Source organism: Mycobacteriales bacterium (assembly GCA_035995165.1).
In the GTDB taxonomy this organism is placed as follows: Bacteria; Actinomycetota; Actinomycetes; order Mycobacteriales; family CADCTP01; genus CADCTP01.
Window position 1 is genome coordinate 1 of sequence record DASYKU010000040.1, and the last position, 22,549, is coordinate 22,549.

Genomic DNA, 22,549 nt, shown 5'->3' on the forward strand with positions numbered 1-22,549 from the left:
GGGCCTTCGGACGCGGGGCCTTCGGACGCGGGGCCTTCGGACGCGGGGCCTTCGGACGCGGGGCCTTCGGACGCGGGGCCTTCGGACGCGGGGCCTTCGGACGCGGGGCCTTCGGACGCGGGCGAAGCAGGAGTGGGAGCGGCGTTGGTGGGGTTCGGGTCGGGCTCGGACGCGGTCAAGTTGGTCGGCGGGGAGTTCGCGTCATCTGGCGAGGAGCCGGGAGCTGCGGTGAACTCGGACGTCGATGTTGTCGGGTCGATAAACGGATAGGGAGACGTACCGACGGGAGCAGAGTTGGACGAGGTCGTGGTGATATCGAGCGACCGGGTCTGTAGCTCGGATTGAGAGTCGGACGAATTCTGAGAATTCGTTTCAACTCGGGGGTTGAGGGACTCGCTCACCCGTACTCCTCGTCCATGTTCTCGTCCTCGACCGGCTCGTCGGTGCCGACCGCTCCGGTCCAGCGCACCCACAACTCCCCCAGCGGTGCGACCTGGTCGAAGGCGACCGCACCCTCCCGGTACAGCTCGAGCAGCGCGAGGAAACGCGCCACCAGCTCGACGGTGTGTTCGCAGTCCTGGGTCAGCGTGCGGAAGGTCGACTTGCCGCTTCGGGCCAGCCGTTCGCGCAGGATCATCGCGTGCTCGCGGACGCTGACCCGGGCCGCGTAGATGTGCGTGATCGACACGACCGGCGGCGGCTTGGGACGCAGCGCCTCGGCGGCGATGCGGGCGAGCTGCTCCGGGCTGATCCTGAGCAACAGCTCCGGCATGAGGTCGGCGAAGCGCGGGTCGAGCGGTACGGACCGCGGGAACCGCTTGGCCGCCGCTCGCTCCAGCGTCTGCAGGTGGGCTGCGGCCTGCTTGTACGCGCGGTACTGCAGGAGGCGGGCGAACAGGAGGTCCCGTGCCTCGAGCAGCGCCAGGTCCTCTTCGTCCTCGACCTCGGCGGCCGGCAGCAGGCGGGCGGCCTTGAGGTCGAGCAGGGTCGCGGCGACGACGAGGAACTCGGTCGCCTGGCCGAGGTCCCAGGACGACCCCAGCGCGCGGATGTAAACGATGAACTCGTCCGTCACCCGGGACAGCGCGACCTCGGTGACGTCGAGCTGGTGCTTGGAGATCAGCGTCAGCAGGAGGTCGAAGGGGCCCTCGAAGTTCGCCAGCTTGACCTCGAACGCCGGCGGACGAGATCCGGCCTCCCGCTCCCCCGAGCCACCCGACCCCGCCTCCACGACACCGACCGCACCTGACCCGGCGACCCCGCCGCCGACTCCGGCCGACGCATTCGCATCGGCCGAAACGGGAGCCCCCGCCGCACCGTCTCCGTCGGCCGCACCGCCGGGACGAGCCGCACCGCCGGGGCGAGAGGCGGTGGATGCGTCGGACGGACCTGCCTGGTCGGCCAGACCCGGAGCGTCTGCCGAGCCGGGCGCAGCACGCTCGTCGGCCGCACCTGTCTCGGCGACCGACCCGGCCGAACCCAGCGATGCTGCACCCGCCGAATCGTCGGCGTCGGCCGGGCCGCGCGGCGCGGCCGAGTCGGAAACTGCGGCCGAGTCGGAAACCGCAGCCGAGTCGGAAACCGCAGCCGAGTCGGAAACTGCGGCCGAGTCCGAGTCCGAGACCGAAACCGCGGCCGAGTCCGAAACCGCCGCCGAGTCAGGCGCCGGCGAAGAGTCAGGCGCCGGCGAAGAGGAAGCCGGCGAGGCGGGGACCGCCGAGGAGGTAGCTGGCGAGTCCGGCGCCAGCGGCGCAGGATCCGGCGAGGAGGAAGGGGCGGGGGGTGGGGGCGCCGGGACCGCGGCCGGCGTGGGCCCGGCAGGGTGGAGCGGCGCGTTCACGGGCGTCGACGGTAGTCCAGCCGACCCCCGGCCCAACGCGACATCGCTTTGCCTCTCTATCGACATACGTACAAAGACCTAAGCGGCGAGATCGAGAAGTGAACCAACGACTGTGTCGACGATGTTGAGGAGCAGCGGCACCGACCCACCCAGCGGCAGGATCAGCAGGACCAGCAGCGCGAGCACGCCGAGGTTCTTCTCCACCAGGTACTCGCGGGCCCGCTGCCAGCCGACCGACCCGGTCGAGGCCAGCTCCAGCAACCGCCATCCCGGCAGCGGCGGCAACGGCACCAGCGCCAGCACCGCCACCCCGAGCAGTTCCAGCGCCAGCCCGAGGAAGAACAGCTGCGCCGCCGGCCCGTCGATCCCGGTCAGCAGCGAACCCGGACCGAGCCCGGGCAGGAACCCGGCCGGCCCGCCGACGAGTACGAAGCCGAGCACGGCCAGCACCCCGAGGATCGCCACCGCGAACGGCCCGGCCAGCAGCGACACCGCGAGCCGGCCGCGGGAGCGCAGCTGGATGTCCGGCGTCACCCCCCAGCCGAGCCCGCCCAGCAACGCGGCGACCGCCCCGAACGGGTCGAGCACCCGGCGCAGGTCGCCGACCCGGCGCATGGTCAGCCGGTCCCCGAACGCGCGCCGGAACGCCGGCCGGTCCCCGAAGGCCCGGGCGCACGACGCCTGGACGTACGCCTGGACCGGGACGGCGATGAGGAACCCGACGAGCATGCCGAGGAACGCGGTCGGGTGACTGACCGCGCGCAGCACGTCAGGACTCCCCGGGCTTACGCGCCGGGGCCGGGATCGCACCCACTACGACTCGCGCAGCCGTCGGACGAGGATCGAGCTCTCGCCCTTGGCATCCAGGTCGGCCAGCACGACCGCGACCGCCTCCCGCACGATCCGGCCGCGGTCGACGACCATCCCGTGGTCGCCGCGCAACGCGAGGCGGGCCCGCTCCAGCTCGAAGAGCTCCTCGGCCGAGCAGTACACGGTGATCTTCTCGTCGTGCTTCTCGCGCCCGCTGGGCTGGCGGTCCGCTCCCCCGCGGAGCGGCTGCCGACGGGTCTGCCGGATCCGGGCCGGGGCGCGCGCCGCGACGGACTCGGCGAAGTCGTCCTCTGTGGACGGTCGCAGCGCCCGGACGGCCGGAGCCGGCTCGGGGGCGACGATGTCGAAGTCGTCGTCCGGTGTGGACGGCGGCTCCTCCTCGCGAGGCGCGCCCAGCCGGGCCAGCCGGTCGGCGGCGCGTTCGGGAGCACGCCGCGACTCGGTGGCGGCCGGCGCGGACGCGGGTGGGGGTGCATCCCCGGAGCCGGAGCCGGGACCGCCCGTGGAGCGGAACAGCTCGGCGGCGCCGGGCAAACTCGGACGCCGACTCATCGGGCGAGCACCTCCTTGGCCAAAGCACGGTACTGCTGGGCGCCCGACGAGCTCGGTGCCCAGGTGGTGATCGGCTCACCGGCGACGGTCGTCTCCGGGAACCGCACGGTACGGGTGATCACCGTGTCGAAGACGGTGTCCCCGAACGCCTCCACCACCCGGGCGAAGACCTCGCGGCCGTGCACGGTGCGCGCGTCGTACATCGTGGCGAGGATGCCCTCGATGTGCAGCCGCGGGTTGAGCCGCTCGCGCACCTTCTCGATGGTGTCGATGAGCAGCGCCACCCCGCGCAGGCTGAAGAACTCGCACTCCAGCGGGATCAGCACCTCGTCCGCGGCGGTGAGCGCGTTGACCGTGAGCAGCCCGAGCGAGGGCTGGCAGTCGATGAGCACGATGTCGTAGTCGGGCAGCGCCGGCGCGAGCGCGCGGGCCAGCGTCTGCTCCCGGGCGACCTCGTTGACCAGCTGCACCTCGGCCGCGGACAGGTCGATGTTGCTCGGGACCAGATCCATGCCGGGGACGTTGGTCTTCAGCAGCACGTCGTCGAGCGTGACCGAGGACTCCATCAGCACGTCGTAGATCGTGCGGTCCAGCTGGTGCGGCTGGATGCCGAGCCCGACCGAGAGCGCGCCCTGCGGGTCGAAGTCGACCAGCAGCACCCGCCGGCCGTACTCGGTCAGCGCCGCGCCGAGGTTGATCGTCGACGTCGTCTTGCCGACGCCGCCCTTCTGGTTGCACAGCGCGACCACCCGGGCGGGACCGTGGGACTGCAGCGGCTCGGGCTCCGGGGTGTGCCGGGGCCGGCGCTGGGTCGCGGGGTCGGCGGCCCGGCCGGTGGTCCGAGGCTCCTCGACGTCGTCGCGGGGCTCGTTGCCGTCCCGCTTGGTCCGCCGGACGGCGGCGCGCATGTCGTCGACGGCGACGAGGGCGGAATCCTCCCCACCGCCCTTTGTCGACATGCCCATGAGTCCGTTGGCCTCTCTATCGTCTAGCCATCACGCCGACGGCGTGGCGACTGTAGGACGACCCCGGACGGGGGACAAGCCGCCCCACCGAAGCTGGGGACAACTCGGCGCGCCCCTGTGGACGAACCGTGGAGAACCTGGGGACCGGCGTGTGGACGACGCCGGGCTGCCCGAAAGGGCAAAGACGCCGGGCTGCCGAAAGGGCAAAGACGCAGGGTTGCCCGAAAAGGGCAAAGAGAATCAGAGCGCCCGCGGATGCGCCGTCGCGTACACCTCGCGCAGCCGATCGACGGTGACGAGTGTGTAGACCTGCGTGGTGCTCACCGAGGCGTGCCCGAGCAGCTCCTGCACGACCCGGACGTCCGCGCCCCCGTCGAGCAGGTGGGTCGCGTACGAGTGACGCAGCGTGTGCGGCGAGATCTCGGTCGCCAGCCCGGCCCGCTCGGCCGCCACCCCCAGGATCGTCCAGGCGCTCTGCCGGGACAGCGGTCCGCCGCGGGCATTGAGGAACAGCAGCGGCGTACCCCGGCCACCGACCGCGAGCACCGGCCGGGCCCGGACGAGATAGTCGTCGACCGCCTTCAACGCGTACGACCCGACGGGGACGATGCGTTCCTTGCCACCTTTGCCCCGCAGGATCACCGCCGTCCCGGGCCGGTCGAGGTCGTCGATCGCGAGCCCGACCGCCTCGGAGATCCGGGCCCCGGTGCCGTAGAGCATCTCGAGCAGGGCCCGGTCCCGCAGCGCCAGCGGGGTGCCGTCGAAGCCGGCCGCCTCCAGCAGCCGCTCGACGTCGTCGACCGAGATCGCCTTGGGCAGCCGCCGCGGCGGGGCCGGCGGCCGGACCGCACGGGCGACGTCGTCGGGCACGATCCCGTCCCGGGCGGCGAACCGGTGCAGCCCGCGGACCGCGACCACCGCCCGCGCGGCCGAGGACGCCGACAGCGGCGGGTGGTCCTCGTCGCCCTCCCGCAGCGCGGCCAGGAACCCGGCCACCATGGCTTCCGAGACCGCGCCCAGCGTCGAGATGCCCTGCGCGGCCAAGTGTTCGGAGTACCGCCGAAGGTCGCGGCCGTACGCGGAGAGCGTGTTGGCCGCGACCCCCCGCTCGACCGACAGATGCGCGAGGTACTCCCCCACCACTGTGGACAGACCGTCCCGGCGGCGGGTCACCGCCGCCGGGCCCTCCACAGTGGACGGTCTCAAAGCGACAGCGCCTGCTCCACCGGCACCGACGTCATGCCGTGGGCCTCGGCCACCGGCTCGTTGGTGACCTGGCCGTTGACCACGTTCACCCCGGGCAGCAGCGCCGGCGACTCGCGGACCGCGTCGCGCAGTCCCCGGTTCGCCAGCTCCAGCGCGTACGGCATCGTCACGTTGGTCAGCGCGTACGTCGAGGTGTGCGGGACGGCGCCGGGCATGTTGGCCACGCAGTAGAAGACCGACCCGGCCACCGTGTACGTCGGGTCCGAGTGCGTGGTCGGCCGGGAGGACTCGAAGCAGCCGCCCTGGTCGACGGCGATGTCGACCAGCACCGAGCCCGGCCGCATCCGGGCGACCAGCTCGTCGCTGATGAGCATCGGCGCCTTGGCCCCGGGCACCAGCACCGCGCCGATGACGAGGTCCGCGTCCAGCACGGCCCGCTCGATCTCGTACCCGTTGGAGGCGATGGTCTGCAGGTGGCCCTGGTAGATCCGGTCCGCGGAGCGGAGCTTGTCGATGTTGCGGTCGAGCACCAGCACCTCGGCCTGCATGCCGAGCGCGATCGCGGCCGCGTTCATGCCGGACACGCCGGCGCCGAGCACGACGACCTTCGCCGCGTACACCCCGGAGACGCCGCCCATGAGGACGCCGCGGCCGCCCTGGGCCCGCTCCAGCGTGTGGGCGCCGACCTGCGGGGCCATCCGGCCCGCGACCTCCGACATCGGGGCCAGCAGCGGAAGCGCCCCGTCGGGCGTCTGCACGGTCTCGTACGCGACCGCGTCGATGCCCGAGTCGAGCAGCGCCTGCGTGCACTCGCGCGAGGCGGCCAGGTGCAGATAGGTGAACAGGGTGCGCCCGGCCCGCATCCGGTGGTATTCCTCCGCCACCGGCTCCTTGACCTTGAGCACCAGGTCGACGTCCCAGACGTCGTCCGGGTCGGCCAGGATCGTCGCGCCTGCGGCGACGAACTCGTCATCCGGCAGCGAGGAGCCGATGCCGGCGTCCTTCTCGGTGTAGACCTGGTGCCCTGCCCGGGTCAGCTCATGCACCCCGGCCGGGGTGATAGCCACCCGGTACTCGTGGTCCTTGACCTCCCGCGGGATCCCGACCCTCACGACGCGTTCCCTCCTCGACGGCGGACGTCCGCGGCGCCGTTGCCGCGTCTGCGCCGGACCGCCGCAGTGTAGGCACCCGGCCGCCCGGGGCAGAAGGATCGCCCCTGCGACACGCGCGCCCTCAGTGGTCCGGGCGGGCCGGCCACGGCGAGTCCGCCGGCTGCAGCGTCGACCAGTCGTGGTCGCGCGCGTACGCCGTGGCCAGCAGCCCGGTGACCGCGAGCGAGTTCTGGATGTGGCCGGCGAACACCGCCGCGACCGCCTCGTCCAGCGCCATCCGGTGCACCCCGAGGTCGGTCTCCTCGTCCGTGCCGACGTACCGGTCCGCCGCCGGGACCGCAGCGAGGTCGCGGGCCAGGAAGACCCGGACCGCCTCCTGCGAGAGCCCGGGCGAGACCCGCAGGTCGACCAGCAGGTCCCAGCGACCGGCGGTGAGCCCGGTCTCCTCGGCCAGCTCCCGGGCCGCGGTCCCGTACGCCGGCTCGTGCGGGACGTCGAGCAACCCGGCCGGCAGCTCGACCAGCACCTCCCCCACCGGGTGCCGGTACTGCCGGATCAGCACGACCCGGTCGTCCTCGTCCAGCGCGACGATCCCGACCGCGCCCGGCTGCTCGACGACCTCGCGGATCTTGACCGCGCCGCCGGGCATCCGGACCTCGTCGACCCGCAGCCGCAGGACGTGTCCGGTGTAGACGGTGCGGGAGGACACGGTGTCGAAGTCGGTCATGCCGGCACGCCCGCGACCGACCGTCCACTGTGGTCGGACGCGTGCCGGCCGGGGGTCTGCTCGACGTCGACCGGGAGCCGGTCGGCGGCCTCGTAATCCAGCGCCGCCGCGACGAACGCACGGAACAGCGGCTGCGGCCGGGTCGGCCGGGAGGTGAACTCCGGGTGGGCCTGGGTGCCGACGAAGAACGGGTGCGTGTCCCGCGGCAGCTCGATGTACTCGACCAGCCGGCCGTCGGGCGAGGTACCGGAGACGACCAGCCCGGCCGCGATGAGCCGATCCCGGTAGTCGTTGTTCACCTCGTACCGGTGACGATGCCGGGCCGAGACCTCCACCTGCCCGTACGCCTCGGCCACGATCGAGCCTGGGGTCAGCCGCTCCGGGTACGCGCCCAGCCGCATGGTGCCGCCCATGTCCCGCTCGCCCGCGATCACGTCGAGCTGGTCGGCCATCGTGGAGATGACCGGGTGCGGCGTGTCCGGGTCGAACTCGGTCGAGTTCGCGTCGGCCAGCCCGGCCAGGTCGCGCGCGGTCTCGATGACCATGCACTGCAGGCCGAGGCAGAGGCCGAGGGTGGGGATGCGGCGCTCCCGCGCGTACCGGATCGCGCCGAGCTTGCCCTCGATGCCGCGCACCCCGAAGCCGCCGGGGATCAGCACACCGTCCACACCGGACAGTGCGGTGGCCGCGCCGGCCGGGTCGGCGCAGTCGTCGGAGGGCACCCAGCGGATCTCGACCCGCGTACGGTGCGCGAACCCGCCGGCCCGCAGCGCCTCCGTCACCGACAGGTACGCGTCCGGGAGGTCGACGTACTTGCCGACCAGCGCCACGGTGACCGTCCGGTTCGGACGGTGGACCCGGTCGAGCAGGTCGCCCCAGACGGTCCAGTCGACGTCCCGGAACGGCAGCCCGAGCCGGCGCACCACGTACGCGTCCAGGCCCTCGGTGTGCAGCACCTTGGGGATGTCGTAGATCGAGGACGCGTCGACCGCCGAGACGACGCCGTCGGTGTCGACGTCGCACATCAGCGAGATCTTGCGCTTGAGTCCCGGCGGCAGCTCCCGGTCCGACCGGCAGACCACCGCGTCGGGCTGGATGCCGATCGAGCGCAGCGCCGCCACCGAGTGCTGGGTCGGCTTGGTCTTCAGCTCGCCCGACGGGGCCAGGTAGGGCACCAGCGAGACGTGCAGGAAGAAGCAGTTGTCCCGGCCGACGTCGTGCCGCAGCTGCCGGGCCGCCTCCAGGAACGGCAGCGACTCGATGTCGCCGACGGTGCCACCGATCTCGGTGATGACGACGTCCGGCGGGTCCTCCGACAGCGCGGCCGCCTGCATCCGCTCCTTGATCTCGTTGGTGATGTGCGGGATGACCTGGACGGTGTCGCCCAGGTACTCGCCGCGCCGCTCCTTGGCGATCACCGCGGAGTAGACCTGCCCGGTGGTGACGTTGGCCGACGCCCGCAGGTCGGTGTCGAGGAACCGCTCGTAGTGGCCGACGTCGAGGTCGGTCTCACCGCCGTCCTCGGTCACGTACACCTCGCCGTGCTGGAACGGGTTCATCGTCCCGGGGTCCACGTTGAGGTACGGGTCGAGCTTCTGCATCGTCACCCGGAGCCCACGCGCCTTGAGCAGGCTGCCGAGGCTGCTGGCCGTCAGCCCCTTGCCGAGCGAGGACGCGACGCCTCCGGTGACGAAGACGTGCTTGGTCTGGCTGTACTGCGCCAAGGGGGTCTCCCGCGGTGTGCGTGCGGGGCGCCCGTCTGCTATGCGCCCGCGATCCACGGGAATTCACGGTAACACGAGCGGGTTGCCCGCCGACCCGCCGCGCCGTGCGGTCCTGCGGTTTGTCCGGAGCCGGTCAGCCCCGGAGCCGGTCAGCCCCGGAGCCGGTCGGCCCGACGCCGGTCAGCCCGACGCCGGTCAGGAGGAGGACAGCGGCGGGAACGGCCCGTCGACCCCGGAGCCGGTGCCGTACTGGCCCGCCCGCCCGGCGGCCTGCTGCGCCAGCGCGAAGACCGACGCGACCTGCCCGACCGGCCGGTCGGCGTCGTCCACGGTGGACACGGCGGAGGCCAGCCCGCGGTCGGAGCGGACCGCGCCGACCAGCCCGTTGGCCGCGGTGGTGGCGGCGGTGCCGGCGACCACGACGCCCTTGCCGGCGCTGTCCAGGGCCGAGACCAGCGAGGTCAGCGTCTGCAGCCGCGGCGCCGGGTCGGCCCCGGTGACCGGGCCGGAGCTGACCACGACGGCCAGGTCGCCCGGCGCGACCGACGCGCTGTCGACCCGCAGCATCCGCAGGCTGCCGAAGCCGGCGACGACCTCGCTGGTGGTCGCCGCGCTCGGGTCGCCGTCCTTGTTGCCCAGCAACGCGTACGACAGCAGCGCGCCGGACAGCACACCGGCGTCGTCGGACTCGGGCAGCTGGAAGCCGGCCGGCTGACCGCCGCCGGTGACGTAGGACTTGGCGTCGTCGGCCCGGGTCGGGTCGACGTAGTCGTCGGTGAGCTGGACCCGGCCGGTGACCGACGCGCCCGCCTGCTGCAGCGCCTTGACCACGCCGTCGGTGGTGGCATCGGCCGCCTGCGGCGTCGCGACGACCACGACCTTCGATCCCTTCAGGGCCCCGGCGAGCAGCTTCGGGGTGAACTGGGTGGTGACCGCGTCGTCCGTACGGACCTGGGCCTGCTGGGACTTCACCTGCGCCCGCAGGTCGCCGTTGTCCTTGGTCAGCGTGCGGACCTGGCCGCGCAGGTCGTCGCCGACCGCGCCGGAGAGCTGGGTCGCGCCGAGCAGCACGCCCAGGGCGACGGCCAGCAGCACGGCCGCCAGCGAGACGAGGTGGTACCGGAAGCCGATCACTGCACGAGACCCTTCACCCAGGCGTACGAGTCGTCCCACCAGCCGGCGGCCATCGCCGTCCAGGCCCGGCCGTCGGCGGCCAGCGCGAGGATCACGCCCACCGCGACCAGCGTCACGAAGATCAACAGAAGCAGCGCCCCGGCCGAGATCCGGCTGCGGTGCAGCCGGCTGGCCGCCTTCGCGTCCACCAGCCGGCCGCCGAGCTTGAGCCGGACCAGGAACGTCGAGGCGGTGCCGGAGTGGCCGCGGTCGAGGAACTCCAGCAGCGTCGCGTGCGTGCCGACGGTGACCACGAGCTCGGCGCCGTGCGCGTCGGCGAGCAGCAGCGCCACGTCCTCGGCGCTGCCCGCGGTCGGGAACAGGACCGCGTCCACACCGATGTCCTGCACCCGTCCCAGGGCGTCGGCCCGGCTGTCGAGGTCGGCCCGCACGACCACCTCGGCCGCCCCGCGCAGCACCTCGTCGGAGACCGGGCTCAGGTCGCCGACGACGAGGTCGGGCTCGTACCCGGCCTCGACCAGGGCCTCGGCCCCGCCGTCGACGCCGATGAGGACGGGCCGGAACTCCTTGATGTAGTGCCGCAGCGCGAGCAGGTCCTCGCGGTAGTCGTAGCCGCGGGCGACCACGACGACGTGCCGGCCCTCGAGCCGGGTGCCGATCTCCGGGACGCCGACGCCGTCGAGCAGGAGCGTGCGCTCCCGCTTCATGTACTCCATCGTGTCCGCGGCGAACGCCTCGAGCTGGGTCGAGAGGCCGGCCTTGGCCTCCATCAGCGCGACCGTGACGGTCTCCATCGTCTGCGGGCGGCCCTCGGCGACGACGTCCTCGCCGAGGTAGAGGGTGTCCTCGTACAGCCGGACCCGGGCGCTGTCCTTGACGCCGCGGAAGACGTCGGCACCGACCGTGTCCAGTACCGGGATGCCGGCGTTGACGAGGATCTCGGGCCCGAGCGTCGGGTAGCGACCGGAGATGCAGGGGCTGGCGTTGACCACCCCGGCGACCTCGGCGGCGACCAGCGCGTCGGCCGTCGCCCGGTCCAGGTCGACCTGGTCCAGCACGGCGATGTCGCCGCGGCGGAGTCTCGGCAGCAGGGCATCGGCGCGGCGGTCGACCCGGGCCACCCCGATCACTCCGGGCAGCGCGGTGTCCGTACGACGACGCAGGGCGAGCCTCATGCGCGTCAGCGTGCCATCCGACTACGCGCTGGAAGCGGAGCGAAACACCCACATCGACAAATCAGTGCTGCTGTTGATCATCTTCTCCGGTCGGCGGCCGCGGTCGCGAGCAGCTCTTCCGCGTGTGCCCGGCCCAGCTCGGAGTCGTCCAGGCCGGCCAGCATCCGGGCCAGCTCGACCACCCGGCCGGCGTCGTCGAGGACCTTCACGTCGCTGCGGGTGACCAGGGCGCCGTCGGAGTCGGCCTTGTCCACCACGACGTGCGCGTCCGCGTAAGCCGCGACCTGGGGCAGGTGGGTCACGACCAGAACCTGGTGGTCGGCCGCGAGCCGGGCCAGCCGGCGGCCGACCTCGACCGCGGCCCGGCCGCCGACGCCGGCGTCGACCTCGTCGAAGACCATCGTCGGCACCGGGTCGGAGCCGGCGAACACGACCTCGATCGCGAGCATCACCCGGGACAGCTCACCGCCGGAGGCGCCGCGCTGCACCGGCAGCGGCGGCGCGCCCGGGTGCGGCTGCAGCAGCACCTCGACCTCGTCCACGCCGTCCGGCCCGATCGCGACCTGCTCGCCGTCCAGCTCGATGCTCGGCCCGTCGCCGGTCGCCGGCTTTGCGTGCACGTCGACGGACACCGCCGCACGGGGCATCGCCAGCCCGGCCAGCTCCGCGGTCACCGCCGTCCCGAACCGATCCGCGGCCTCGTGCCGAGCTGCGGACAGCTCGGCCGTGCGCCGGGCGGTCTCGGCGCCGGCGGCGTCCCGCTCGGCCGCGAGCGCGGCCAGCGCGTCCCCGGAGACGTCCAAGGTGGACAGTCGCTCGGCCGCGGTGGCGGCCCAGGCCAGCACCTCCTCGACGGTGCCCTCGACGTCGCCGAACTTGCGGATCAGCCCGGTCAGCGCGGCCCGCCGATCCTCCACCGCGGCCAGCCGGGCCGGGTCGGCGTCCAGCCGTTCCCCGTACGAGGCGAGCTCGGTGCCGATGTCGCCGACCAGGTAGGACAGCTCGTCCAGCCGCTTCTCCAGCGCCGCCAGCTCCGGGTCGGCGGCGGACTCGTGCGCCAGCGCCCGGCGCGCGGTCCCGAGCAGCGCGGTCACGTCGGCGCCGTCCGCGGCCGGGTCGGCCGGGTCGCCGGCCAGCGCCGTGTGCGCGGCCTGCGCGGCCAGCCGGAGCGCGTCGGTGTGCGCGAGCTTCTCTGCCTCGGTGGCCAGCGCCGAGTCCTCCCCCGGCTGCGGCTCGACCGCGGCGATCGCGTCCAGCCCGGCCCGGAGGCCGTCGGCCTCGCGGGCCAGCTCGCGGGTCCGGGCCGTCCGGTCGGCGAGGTCGGCGGCCAGCCGGCGCCAGGTCGCGTACGCCGCCCGGTGGCGCTCGATCAGCGGCGCCAGCTGCCCGTACCGGTCCAGGGAGGCGCGCTGCTCGGCCGGCTTGAGCAGCCGCAGCTGGTCGGACTGCCCGTGCACCGCCAGCAGGCCCTCGGCCAGCTCGCCCAGCAGCCCGGCCGGCACCGCGCTGCCGCCGAGGTACGCCCGGGACCGGCCCTCGACCGCGATCGCCCGGGACACCAGCAGGTCGCCGTCCTCGTCGACCTCGGCGCCGGCCTCGATCGCGCGGGCCAGGACGGCCGAGTCCGCGGGCAGCCGCAGCCGGCCGTCGACCACGGCCCGGCCCGACCCCGATCGGACCCGCGCCGGATCGGCCCGGCCGCCGAAGAGGAGGTGCAGCCCGGTCACGACCATCGTCTTGCCGGCCCCGGTCTCCCCGGTGACCACGGTCAGGCCGGGGCCGAGCTCCAGGGTGACGTCCTCGATGACGCCGAGGCCGCGGATACGGATCTCGGACAGCACGCCGGAAGCGTAACCACTCCGGGCGCGTCGGCGCGCCAACCGTCCACAGGGCACTCAACGGCGCGCCGTGCGGAACCCCTCGACCGGGAGACCGAACTTCGCGACCAGCCGCTCGGTGAACGGCAGCGCGTGCGTCCGCGCGATGAGCACCGGGTGCGCACCCCGCCGGACCTGGACCCGCGCTCCCGAGGGCACCGGGTGCGTACGCCGCCCGTCGCAGCCGAGCACCCCGTCGTGGCCGGCGTCGACCACGGTGATCGCGACCGTCGAGTCCGGCGAGATCACCAGCGGGCGGGCGAACAGCGCGTGCGCCGCGTTCGGCACCACCAGCAGGGCCTGCACCTCGGGCCAGACGACCGGCCCGCCGGAGGAGAACGCGTACGCGGTCGAGCCGGTCGGGCTGGCGCAGACCACCCCGTCGCAGCCGAAGCTGGTCAGCGGCCGGTCGTCGATGTCGAGGACGACCTCGAGCATCCGCTCCCGCTTGGTCTTCTCCACCGAGGCCTCGTTCAGCGCCCAGTCCCGGGCGACCACCTCGGATCCGACCCTGACCTCGGCGTCGAGGGTGAGCCGCTCCTCCACCCGGTACGACCGCTCGACGATGTGCCGGACCGTGTCCGGCAGCGCCTCCGGTTCGGTCTCGGCCAGGAACCCGACCCGGCCGAGGTTCACCCCGACCAGCGGCGCCCGGCAGGGCCGGGCCAACTCGGCCGCGCGCAGGAACGTGCCGTCGCCGCCGAGCACGAGCACGACCTCGCAGCCGGCGGCGGCGGCCTCGTCCGGCGGGACCGCCTTGACGTCGGTCGCGCCGAGCTCGGCCGCCTCCTCCTCCAGCATCCGGACCACGAACCCGGCGCCGGACAGCAGCTCGCTGACCTCGCGGGAGCGGTCCACCATGTCGGAGCGGCCGGTGTGGGTGACCAGCAGCGCCTCCCTGGTCACCGTGTTGCCTCTGTTCGCTCCCGGCCGGGCGCCCCCGGCGGCGTCGTCCCTGTTGCCTCTGTTCGCTCCCGGCCGGGCGCCCCCGGCGGCGGCGTCTTCCCGCCGCGCCCCACGGGCGGACGCAGTCGCGGGGTCGGCGGGCGCTCCGGTCCAGGCGCCGCCGCGCCCAACCTCCCGCTCACTGGACCACCACCGTCTCTATGTCGGCCGGGTCGGCCGGGGGCGCGTCCCGGCGCAACCAGAGGAAGAACTCGACGTTGCCGGCCGGCCCGGGCAGCGGGCTGCGGGTCATGCCGGCCGTCCCCAGCCCCAGCTCGTACGCGCGGTCGGCGACCTTGCGGATCGCCTCCGCCCGCAGCGCCGGCTCCCGGACCACGCCCTTGGGTCCGACCCGTTCCTTGCCCACCTCGAACTGCGGCTTCACCATCGGCAGCAGGTCCTCGGTGGTGCAGGCCGCGAGCGCCGGCAGCACCAGGGTCAGCGGGATGAAGGACAGGTCCGCGACGGTGAGCTCCACCGGGCCGCCGATCCGCTCCGGGGTCAGCTCCCGGACGTTGGTCCGGTCGTGCACGGTCACCCGCGGGTCGGTGCGCAGGTTCCAGGCCAGCTGGCCGTAGCCGACGTCGACCGCGACGACCTCGCCGGCGCCGCGCCGCAGCAGCACGTCGGTGAACCCGCCGGTGGACGCGCCGGCGTCCAGCACCCGGCGGCCCTGCACCGGGACCGGCAGCGCGTCCAGGGCGCCGGCGAGCTTGTGGCCGCCGCGGGAGGCGTACCCGGGGTCGTCGTCGCGGTCCTCGACCAGCACCGGGGTGCCGGGATCGACCGCGGTCGCGGGCTTGGTCGCGGTGCTGCCGGCGACCCGGACCCGACCGGCCTGGACGAGCTCCGCGGCCTGTTCCCGGGACCGGGCCAGACCGCGGCGAACCAGCTCGGCGTCGAGCCGCGCGCGACGGACCACTAAGACACGACCTAGACGCCGTCGATGGCGGCGAGGGCCTCGGACAGCGTGCCGTGCAGGGCGTCGTACCGGGCGACGTGCTCGCCGACCGGCCGGCCGGCCAGCTCCCCCAGGCCGGCCACGGCCGCCTCCACCCCGGCCACCGTCCCGCCGGCGGGTGGCGCGGTCGTGGTGGACGGATCTGGCCCGGCACCCGGCTCGGCCGGGGTCGCCGGATCCGGCGCGGGGGCCGGGGGCGTCACCGCCGGGGACGGGTCCGGACGGGACCCCGGTCCCGGTACGGGAGGCCCGGGCCGCGGCCCCGGGCCGGGGACGAACGGCCCCGGCCGGGGGCCTGGTCCGGGGCGGGGTCCGGGCGTAGGCACAGTCACGGCGACCACGCTACGGCATGGTCCAGGTGGGGTACGGTCCCGCCGGGATCCGTAGCCGAGAGCAGGGAGTTCCGCGTGGCGACGGTCGAGGAGTGCGAGGCCGCGATGCACAAGCTGGCCGAACGGCTGAGGTCGCCGGACGCCGAGGGCGCCCGGGGCAAGCTGATCGACCGCTCGATCAGCTGCCACCTGCGCGACCTGGACGTCACCTTCGGCGGGCAGCTGCGCGGCGGCGAGATCCTCGGCATCCACCGGACCCCCGAGCCGGACGGCCAGATCAAGCTGACCACGACCAGCGACGACCTGGTCGCGCTGGTGGACGGGCAGCTGAACTTCGCCAAGGCGTTCGCGTCCGGGCGGCTGAAGATCGACGCCAGCGTGTTCGACCTGCTGAAGCTGCGCAGCCTGCTCTAGCGGCCGAGCCTGCCCTGGACGCCGAGCCGCTGCGCCGTCTCGGCGGCCGCGGACCCGTCGGTGTGCACCTCGGTGCCGCCGCCGGCCCAGGCCGCCGCGCACAGTGCGCGCAGCGCGTCCAGGTCCGCGCCGGACCCGGCCAGCGTCAGCCCGCCCCGTACGGTCCAGCCGCCGCAGGTCCAGGCGTCACCGTCCCGCGTGGGGCCGGGCTGCGGCTCGAGCAGCGCGCGCACACTGGCCCCGACGTACGTCGGGCGCTGCTCGGGAACGGCCCGCAGCAGGTCGGCCGGCGTGGTGACCCCGGTCAGCACGAGCATGCTGTCGCAGCCGACCCGGCTGGCGCCCTCGATGTCGGTGTCGAGCCGGTCGCCGACCACGATCGGCCGCCGGGCGCCGCTGCGCTGGACCGACTCGCGGTGCATGGCCGGGTCGGGCTTGCCGGTGCTGGTCGGGGTCACGCCGGTGGTCTCGCGGACCACGCCGACCAGTGAGCCGTTGCCCGGCAGCGGCCCGCGCTCGGACGGGACGGTCGAGTCCAGGTTGGTCGCCACGAACCAGGCGCCGCGGCGGATCGCGACGGTCGCCTCGGCCAGGTCCCGCCAGCCGACGTTCGCGCCGTAGCCCTGTACGACCGCGGCGGGCTCGTCGTCGGCCGAGGTCACCAGCGTGAAGCCGCGTTCGCGGGCCGCCTCGATCAGCCCGGTCGTACCCACGACCAGCACCTTCGCGCCGGGCGGCAGCTTCTCGGCCATCACGTGGCAGGCCGCCTGGGCCGAGTTCGTGACCTCGTCCGCGGCGGCCTGGACGCCCATCCCGGACAGCATCGCGGCCGCCGCGGCCGGCGTCCGGGACGCGTTGTTCGTCACGAACGCCAGCCGCATGCCGGTCCCGCGGACCTCCGCCAGTGCCTCCGGTATGCCGTCGATCGGCGTCGAGCCCAGGTAGACGACGCCGTCCAGGTCGAGCAGGGCGACGTCGTACTGCTGGGCCGGCGGCTGGTCCGAGCCCTTCACCGGCTGGCGGCGAGTGCCGCCCGCGCACCGCGCAGGGCCGTCGAGTAGTGGGTGATGTCCGGGCGCATGGCGGCGGCCAGCGCGAGGTGCTCGACCGCGGAGTTCAGGTCGCCGATCTTGGCCGCGGCCAGCCCGAGGCCGAACTGCGCGTAGTCGTCGGCGGGGTTGATCGAGATGATCCAGTTGAAGCTCTGCACGGCCTCGTCGTACATCCCGGAGTCGAACTGGGCCCGGGCCAGCGCCTCGCGGACGCTGCGGGACTCCGGCTCGGAGTTGGCCGCGTGCGCCAGCAACGTCACCGCAGCCGCAGGGTTGCCGCCCTCGAGCAGGTCGAGACCCCGCACGTACCAGTCGTAGACCTCGCCCTGCGGCAGCACGTCAGGCGGCGGCGGGGGTGCGTCGGCGAACGGTGGTGGCGGTGGTGCCTCGTCATCCCAGTCGTCCCGGCTCGGCACGAAGGGTCCTCCTTGCTCTCAGGCGCGCTGGTGGCCGCGCGCTGACGGTCCGCTCCCAACTCCTACGATGCGGACCATGACGTCCGTCGCGTCGCCGCCACCCGCCTCCTCTCCGGGTCCCGAGGGACTCCGACTCTCAGCCTTTCGCGCTCTGCGCTTCAGCAGTTCCGATCCGGCGCCTCTGTTGTCCCCGCCGTACGACGTCGTCGACGAGGACGAGCGCCGCGAGCTGGAAGCCGCCGACCCGCACAACGTCGTCCGACTCATCCTTCCACGCGACGACGGGGGTGAACCGCGCAGCGCCTACAGCGTCGCCGCGTCGCTTCTGCAGGCATGGCGCTCCGACGGCGTGCTGGTCCCGGACGACACCCCCGCCCTCTACGTGTACGAGATGGAGGAGGGTTCCGCGCGGACCCGCGGCCTGGTCGGTGCCGTCGGCCTGACCCCGCCCGAGGCCGGCATCGTGCTGCCGCACGAGAACACCATGGCCGGGCCGGTCGCGGACCGGCTGGCGCTGACCGAGGCGACCCAGGCCAACCTCGAGCCGATCTACCTCGTCTACTCCGGCGGCGGCGCCGCGTCCCAGGCCGTCGCCGCCGTCTCCGACACCGAGCCGCTGGTCACGACCGTCTCCGGCGGCGTGACCCACCGGATCTGGGCCATCACCGACCCCGCGGTCCTGCACGCCATCGAGTCGGACCTGCTGTCGCGACGGGCGGTCATCGCCGACGGCCACCACCGGTACGCGACCTACCTGCGGCACCAGGCCGACCGGCACGCCGCCGGCGACGGTGCCGGGCCCTGGGACCGGGGGCTGGCGCTGCTGGTGGACGCGAGCACGTACGGGCCGCAGGTGCACGCCATCCACCGCTACGTCCCCGGGCTGGCGCTGGACAACGCGGTCTCCCAGGCCGCGGCCGGGTTCTCGGTCCGCGACGTGCCGGCCGACTCGGCGGTAGCCGAGCTGACCGAGGCCGGCAAGGGCGCGGCGTTCCTGCTCACCGACGGGTCACGCTGGGTGCTGCTCACCGACCCCGAGCCGGCGCAGGTCGACGTCGCCCTGCCGGCCGAGCGGTCGGCGGCCTGGCGGGCGCTGGACGTGACGATCGCGCACCGGCTGCTCATCGACCGTCTCTGGGGCCTGCAGGACACCGAAGACGTCGTCGGCTTCGAGCACGACGTCCCGGCCGCGGTGGCGGCTGCGCAGCGCACCGGCGGTACGGCGCTGCTGCTCAACCCCACCCCGGTCGAGGCCGTCGCCGCCGTCGCGGAGGCGGGCGAGCGGATGCCGCGGAAGTCGACGCTGTTCACGCCGAAACCGCGGACCGGGTTGCTCATCCGGGCCTACTCCGACGAGCCCGATTTCCCGAGCTGATCGCTGAAGGTCAGGGCGACGGACGGCGGTGCCGTCGTTCCGTCGCCCTGGTCCTCGGTCTTGTCGCCCGGCTCTTCGCCGGCCGCCGCGGTCTCCGCGCTTTCGGTCTCCGCGCCGCTTTCGGTCTCCGCGCCGCTTTCGGTCTCCGCGTCGCCCTCGGTGACCGCGTCGCCCTCGGTGACCGCGTCGCCCTCGGTGACCGCGTCGCCCTCGGTCGCCGGGGCGTCCTCAGTCGCCGGGGCGTCCTCGGTCGCCGGGGCGTCCTCAGCGTTCGCGGACGCGGTGTCCTCCGCCGGGATCTCCGCGGGGATGTCGTCGCCGCCTGCCGACCCGACTCCGTCGGCGACCTCATCGACCACCGGCTCGTCCGGAGACACGACGTCGTCAGCCGTCGTCTCCGGATCCGCGGTCACCGCGCTCGGCTCGATCGCCGCATCGTCGACGGGCGCGGTCTCCTCCGACTCGACGGCCGCCTCAGCTGACATGATCTCGGCGCCCGACTCGAGGTCCCCGGCGGTTCCATCCGGCTCGACCACTGCGTCGCCGGCGGGCACAACCTGGTCCACGGCGGTGGCGGTCTTGTCCGGCTCGACCACCGTCTCCTCGGCAGGGAGGACCGCGTCCGTCGGCGGTTCCCTGTCTTCAGCCGTCGCGGTCTCGCCGTCCTCGGCCGCCGCGTCCGCGACCTCGTCTTCCGGTTCGGCGCCTTCGGCGGCCGCCGGGTCCAGCTCGTCGTCCTCGTCGTCGGTGAGGACCTCGATGCCGTCGAGCTCGAGCAGCCGCTCGTCGGCGTCGGTGACGCCCTCCCGGTCCGCCTCGGCGGCCGCGACGAACCACTCGCGCGCCTCGTCCTCCCGCCCGGCCGAGAGCAGCAGGTCGGCGTAGGCGTACCAGACCCGGGCCGACCACGGCTGCGGCGACTTCCGGTCCAGCCCGAAGTCCTGCAGCGTCAGCAGGGCCGCGTCGGGCTGGCCGAGGTCCTGCCGCGCACCCGCCTCGACGATCTTCATCTCGGCCCGCTCGGCCGGCTCCAGGGCCAGCGCCTCGTCCGACTGCGCGATCCGCAGCGCCCGGTCCGCGCGCCCCAGCGCCCGCTCAGAGTCGGCGATCATCGGCAGCGCGGAGTCGTCCCCGGTCATCCGCCGGGCGGTGCGCAGCTCGGCGATGGCCTCGGCCCACTCGCCCGCCGCGTACGCCGTCTCGCCGACCGCCTCCCGCACCACCGCGACCCGCGCCCCGAGCGCCCGCGCCGCCCGCGCCTGCTCCAGCGCGGCCTGCGGGTCTTCGTCGACCAGCCGGCCGGCGGCGACCAGGTGCGCCGCGACCCGGTCCGCCGCGAGCTTGCTCAGCGTCCGCAGCTGGGACCGCACCTCCCAGTCCAGGTCCCGGGGATCGATGTCCGCGGGCGGCTCGATGTCCGGCCCCGGCCGGCGCGACCCGGCGACCACGGGCCGCTCCCGGTCCCGCCCACCACGCGCCGGCCGCCGCTCGTCGCCATCCCGCCGCGGCCCCGCCGAACCGAACTCCCGCCGCCCCGCACCCGGCCCTCGCCGATCCGCGGACGGCCGATCCCCGAAGGAACGACCCCGGTCACCGGACGAGGGACGCCGATCCGACGAGTACGACCGCGCACCACTCTCGCCGCCCGCGGACCCGCCTGAGGACGGACGGTCCCCCGCGCCGGCAGGACGCCCGGAGGCCCGATCCCCACCCGACCCGCGACGGTCCTCGAACCCACGCCCAGCCGCACCACCACGCGGCCCGGACGACGAACGCCCGTCCCCGCCCGCCCCACGCCGCTCGTCCCGCGATCCCCCAGACCGCTCAAACGACCTCGCGCCCGTCTCTGGCGCGCGCCGTTCGCCCTGCGAACCCCCGGACCGCTCGTACGGCCTCGCGCCAGTCTCCGGCGCGCGCCGCTCATCCCGCGAACCGCCTGTGCCCCGATCGAACGACCGCCCGCCAGAGCCGGCATCCCGCGGACCGCCGGACCGTCGATCGAAGGACGGACGCCCACTCGAGCCGGAGTCCCGTCGCTCGAAGGACCGCTCTCCGGACCCCGACCCGCGCCGCTCCTCGTGCGGACGACCGGACCCGCTGTCCCGCCGGTCGAACGACCGGCCGCCGGACGCCGAATCGCGCCCGGCGCCGCCGTCGCGCCGCTCGAAGGAGCGCCCGCCCGACGCGGCCCCACGCCGATCGTCACGCGATCCACCGCGCGGATCGAAGGACCGCGGACCAGACGCATCGCCTCGCCGATCGCGACCGTCCCGGTCGGAGGAAGGACGCTCGCCGTAGGGGCGACCAGTCGATCGTCCCTGGGAGGACGGGCGCTCCCCCCGTCCGTCCGAAGGCCGCCCGTACGATCCACCACGCTGGCCGGCTACCCGTCGATCGGCAGAGCCACCGCCGCGCGAGCCGGAGGAGGAACGCTCATAGGAGCCGGACCGTTCGGACGAGGGCGCACCGCGCCGCTCGTCGCGGCCCTGCTCACCAGAAGGCCGTCCACCCCGGGCGTCGGAAGACCCGCGGGAGTCGGACCCGCGAGAACCACCAGAGGATCGGCGAGCCTCGGACGTACCGGAGAAGGTTCGTCCGCCGCGCCCCGAGGCGCCGTCCCCACGACCGGAGCTCGCGGGACGTCCACCGGACGCGCCCCCGTCCCGCCGAGCACCGTAGGAGCCGCGCCCCTCGTCAGAGGAACCCGCAGCGCCACCACCCGGTCGACCGGAGGAACCACCGCGGAACGAGCCGCCAGCCCGCGGCCGATCGTCAGACCCGGGACGGCCGCCATGAGAACCCGCACCCCGCGCCGGCCGCTCGGAGGAGCCGCGACGCTCACCAAAGGTGCTCCCGCCGCCCCCCGGCCGATCCGAAGAAGCAGCCCGTGGGCCGTAAGCCCCGCGCGCCGGCCGCTCGGAAGAACCAGCCCGATCGCCATCGCCCCGTGCCGGCCGGCCGGCCGAACCACGACCCCCGCCGTAGGAACCTCCACCCGCCGGACGATCATAGGAACCACGGCGCTCGCCGTACGAACCTCCGCCGCCACCCGTCGACCGGTCGGAGGAACCGCGATGCTGCCCGTACGAACCTCCGGCACCGCCTGCAGGTCGCTCGGAGGAACCGCGGCGCTCACCAGACGAGCCTGCAGATCCACCACGCCCCGGCCGATCGTCACGCGAGCCGGCGAATCCCCCTCGACTGCCAGTGGACTCACGGCGGTCTCGACCCCCGGCCGCACCTCCGGTTCGGGCGCCCCCGTAGGAGCCGCGGCCCCCGGAAGCGCCCTCGGAGCGCGCCGCGCCGTACGAGCCACGGCCCGCGGAGGAGCTCTCGGCCCGCCCCGCGCTGTAGGAACCGCGCGAGCTGTCGGAACGATCGTCCCGGCGGTCGGAGTCGCGACGACCAGGCGCAGCGCCGCTCGAGCCGGCCGAACCCCGTCCGGCTGCGCTGCCGCGGCGTTCGCCGGCGATCGGCCGTGCACCTCGAGCCGGCGCACCGGTCCTGCGGGCCGGCCGCGGAGATCCGGAGCCGCGCTTCTCGTCCACCGAGACATCCCTTTCGAAGAATGACGTACGTACAACGCGTCGATGGGGGACCACCGAAGTGGTCCCCCATCGAGGAAGATGTCCGGCGACGTCCTACTCTCCCACGCAGTCACCCGCGCAGTACCATCGGCGCAGAAGGGCTTAGCTTCCGGGTTCGGGATGGAACCGGGCGTTTCCCCTTCGCCATGGTCGCCGAAACTCTATGGAGATGTGGTCGTAAAAAACGACCGCACCTCGGGAACCGCACAGTGGACGCGTAGCATTTGTGGTCAAGTCCTCGGCCTATTAGTACCGGTCAGCTTCACGAGTTACCTCGCTTCCACATCCGGCCTATCAACCCGGTGGTCTACCGGGGGCCTTACT

General features: G+C 74.1%; 19 protein-coding genes and 2 rRNA genes. 2 read left to right on the forward strand and 19 right to left on the reverse strand.

Annotated features, from left to right (window positions below; all coding sequences use genetic code 11):
* Positions 1–397: 397 nt before the first annotated feature.
* From VGP36_06635 to VGP36_06700, 14 genes are all read right to left on the reverse strand, one after another.
* Positions 398–1,231 carry a segregation/condensation protein A gene (locus VGP36_06635; GenBank protein ID HEV7654399.1) on the reverse strand — a complete coding sequence of 278 codons (834 nt, stop codon included), beginning with the start codon at positions 1,229–1,231 and terminating at the stop codon, positions 398–400.
* Between the two features lie 687 nt (positions 1,232–1,918).
* A complete protein-coding gene (locus tag VGP36_06640; protein HEV7654400.1) occupies positions 1,919–2,608 on the reverse strand; it encodes a hypothetical protein in 690 nt (229 codons plus the stop codon).
* A 45-nt stretch (positions 2,609–2,653) separates the two neighbouring features.
* Complete coding sequence (locus VGP36_06645; protein ID HEV7654401.1) at positions 2,654–3,223, reverse strand: hypothetical protein; 570 nt, start codon at positions 3,221–3,223, stop codon at positions 2,654–2,656.
* Positions 3,220–4,188 carry a ParA family protein gene (locus tag VGP36_06650; GenBank protein HEV7654402.1) on the reverse strand — a complete coding sequence of 323 codons (969 nt, stop codon included), beginning with the start codon at positions 4,186–4,188 and terminating at the stop codon, positions 3,220–3,222. Before VGP36_06650 ends, VGP36_06645 begins: the two co-directional genes overlap by 4 nt.
* A 240-nt stretch (positions 4,189–4,428) precedes the next feature.
* Positions 4,429–5,379, reverse strand: coding sequence for a site-specific tyrosine recombinase XerD (locus tag VGP36_06655; protein HEV7654403.1), 951 nt, complete (start codon positions 5,377–5,379; stop codon positions 4,429–4,431).
* Positions 5,380–5,390: 11 nt separating this feature from the next.
* Positions 5,391–6,506, reverse strand: a complete 1,116-nt coding sequence (ald, locus tag VGP36_06660; protein HEV7654404.1) for an alanine dehydrogenase — start codon at positions 6,504–6,506, stop codon at positions 5,391–5,393.
* Positions 6,507–6,627: 121 nt separating this feature from the next.
* A complete protein-coding gene (locus VGP36_06665) occupies positions 6,628–7,233 on the reverse strand; it encodes an NUDIX hydrolase (protein HEV7654405.1) in 606 nt (201 codons plus the stop codon).
* The gene (locus VGP36_06670; GenBank protein ID HEV7654406.1) at positions 7,230–8,957 is read right to left on the reverse strand and encodes a CTP synthase; all 1,728 of its coding nucleotides are present in this window, start codon (positions 8,955–8,957) and stop codon (positions 7,230–7,232) included. The genes VGP36_06665 and VGP36_06670 overlap by 4 nt, the downstream gene beginning before the upstream one ends.
* 195 nt (positions 8,958–9,152) lie before the next feature.
* Positions 9,153–10,091, reverse strand: coding sequence for a copper transporter (locus tag VGP36_06675; GenBank protein ID HEV7654407.1), 939 nt, complete (start codon positions 10,089–10,091; stop codon positions 9,153–9,155).
* A complete protein-coding gene (steA, locus tag VGP36_06680; GenBank protein HEV7654408.1) occupies positions 10,088–11,266 on the reverse strand; it encodes a putative cytokinetic ring protein SteA in 1,179 nt (392 codons plus the stop codon). The genes VGP36_06675 and steA overlap by 4 nt, the downstream gene beginning before the upstream one ends.
* 77 nt (positions 11,267–11,343) lie before the next feature.
* Complete coding sequence (gene recN / locus VGP36_06685) at positions 11,344–13,107, reverse strand: DNA repair protein RecN (protein HEV7654409.1); 1,764 nt, start codon at positions 13,105–13,107, stop codon at positions 11,344–11,346.
* Between the two features lie 54 nt (positions 13,108–13,161).
* A complete protein-coding gene (locus VGP36_06690) occupies positions 13,162–14,049 on the reverse strand; it encodes an NAD kinase (GenBank protein ID HEV7654410.1) in 888 nt (295 codons plus the stop codon).
* A gap of 178 nt (positions 14,050–14,227) precedes the next feature.
* Positions 14,228–15,010, reverse strand: coding sequence for a TlyA family RNA methyltransferase (locus tag VGP36_06695; protein HEV7654411.1), 783 nt, complete (start codon positions 15,008–15,010; stop codon positions 14,228–14,230).
* A gap of 11 nt (positions 15,011–15,021) precedes the next feature.
* Complete coding sequence (locus VGP36_06700; GenBank protein ID HEV7654412.1) at positions 15,022–15,144, reverse strand: hypothetical protein; 123 nt, start codon at positions 15,142–15,144, stop codon at positions 15,022–15,024.
* Between the two features lie 312 nt (positions 15,145–15,456).
* Here VGP36_06700 and VGP36_06705 point away from each other — a divergent pair, with 312 nt between their 5' ends.
* Complete coding sequence (locus VGP36_06705; protein ID HEV7654413.1) at positions 15,457–15,795, forward strand: SCP2 sterol-binding domain-containing protein; 339 nt, start codon at positions 15,457–15,459, stop codon at positions 15,793–15,795.
* Here VGP36_06705 and VGP36_06710 read toward each other — a convergent pair.
* Positions 15,792–16,808: an HAD-IIA family hydrolase gene (locus tag VGP36_06710; protein HEV7654414.1), complete on the reverse strand. Its 1,017-nt coding sequence runs from the start codon at positions 16,806–16,808 to the stop codon at positions 15,792–15,794. The genes VGP36_06705 and VGP36_06710 overlap by 4 nt on opposite strands.
* Positions 16,805–17,263 (reverse strand): tetratricopeptide repeat protein, encoded by a 459-nt coding sequence (locus tag VGP36_06715; protein ID HEV7654415.1) that lies wholly within the window; start codon positions 17,261–17,263, stop codon positions 16,805–16,807. Before VGP36_06715 ends, VGP36_06710 begins: the two co-directional genes overlap by 4 nt.
* Positions 17,264–17,339: 76 nt before the next feature.
* On the opposite strand from VGP36_06715, the gene VGP36_06720 reads away from it, so the two are divergent.
* Positions 17,340–18,638 (forward strand): DUF1015 domain-containing protein, encoded by a 1,299-nt coding sequence (locus tag VGP36_06720; protein HEV7654416.1) that lies wholly within the window; start codon positions 17,340–17,342, stop codon positions 18,636–18,638.
* On the opposite strand, the gene VGP36_06725 is transcribed toward VGP36_06720, so the two are convergent.
* The 3 genes from VGP36_06725 to VGP36_06735 form a co-directional block, all read right to left on the reverse strand.
* Positions 18,608–20,086 carry a hypothetical protein gene (locus VGP36_06725; protein HEV7654417.1) on the reverse strand — a complete coding sequence of 493 codons (1,479 nt, stop codon included), beginning with the start codon at positions 20,084–20,086 and terminating at the stop codon, positions 18,608–18,610. The two genes, VGP36_06720 and VGP36_06725, sit on opposite strands and share 31 nt — an antisense overlap.
* 2,180 nt (positions 20,087–22,266) lie before the next feature.
* Positions 22,267–22,383: ribosomal RNA gene (gene rrf, locus VGP36_06730) — 5S ribosomal RNA — on the reverse strand.
* A 68-nt stretch (positions 22,384–22,451) separates the two neighbouring features.
* Positions 22,452–22,549: ribosomal RNA gene (locus VGP36_06735) — 23S ribosomal RNA — on the reverse strand; the annotation flags it as partial.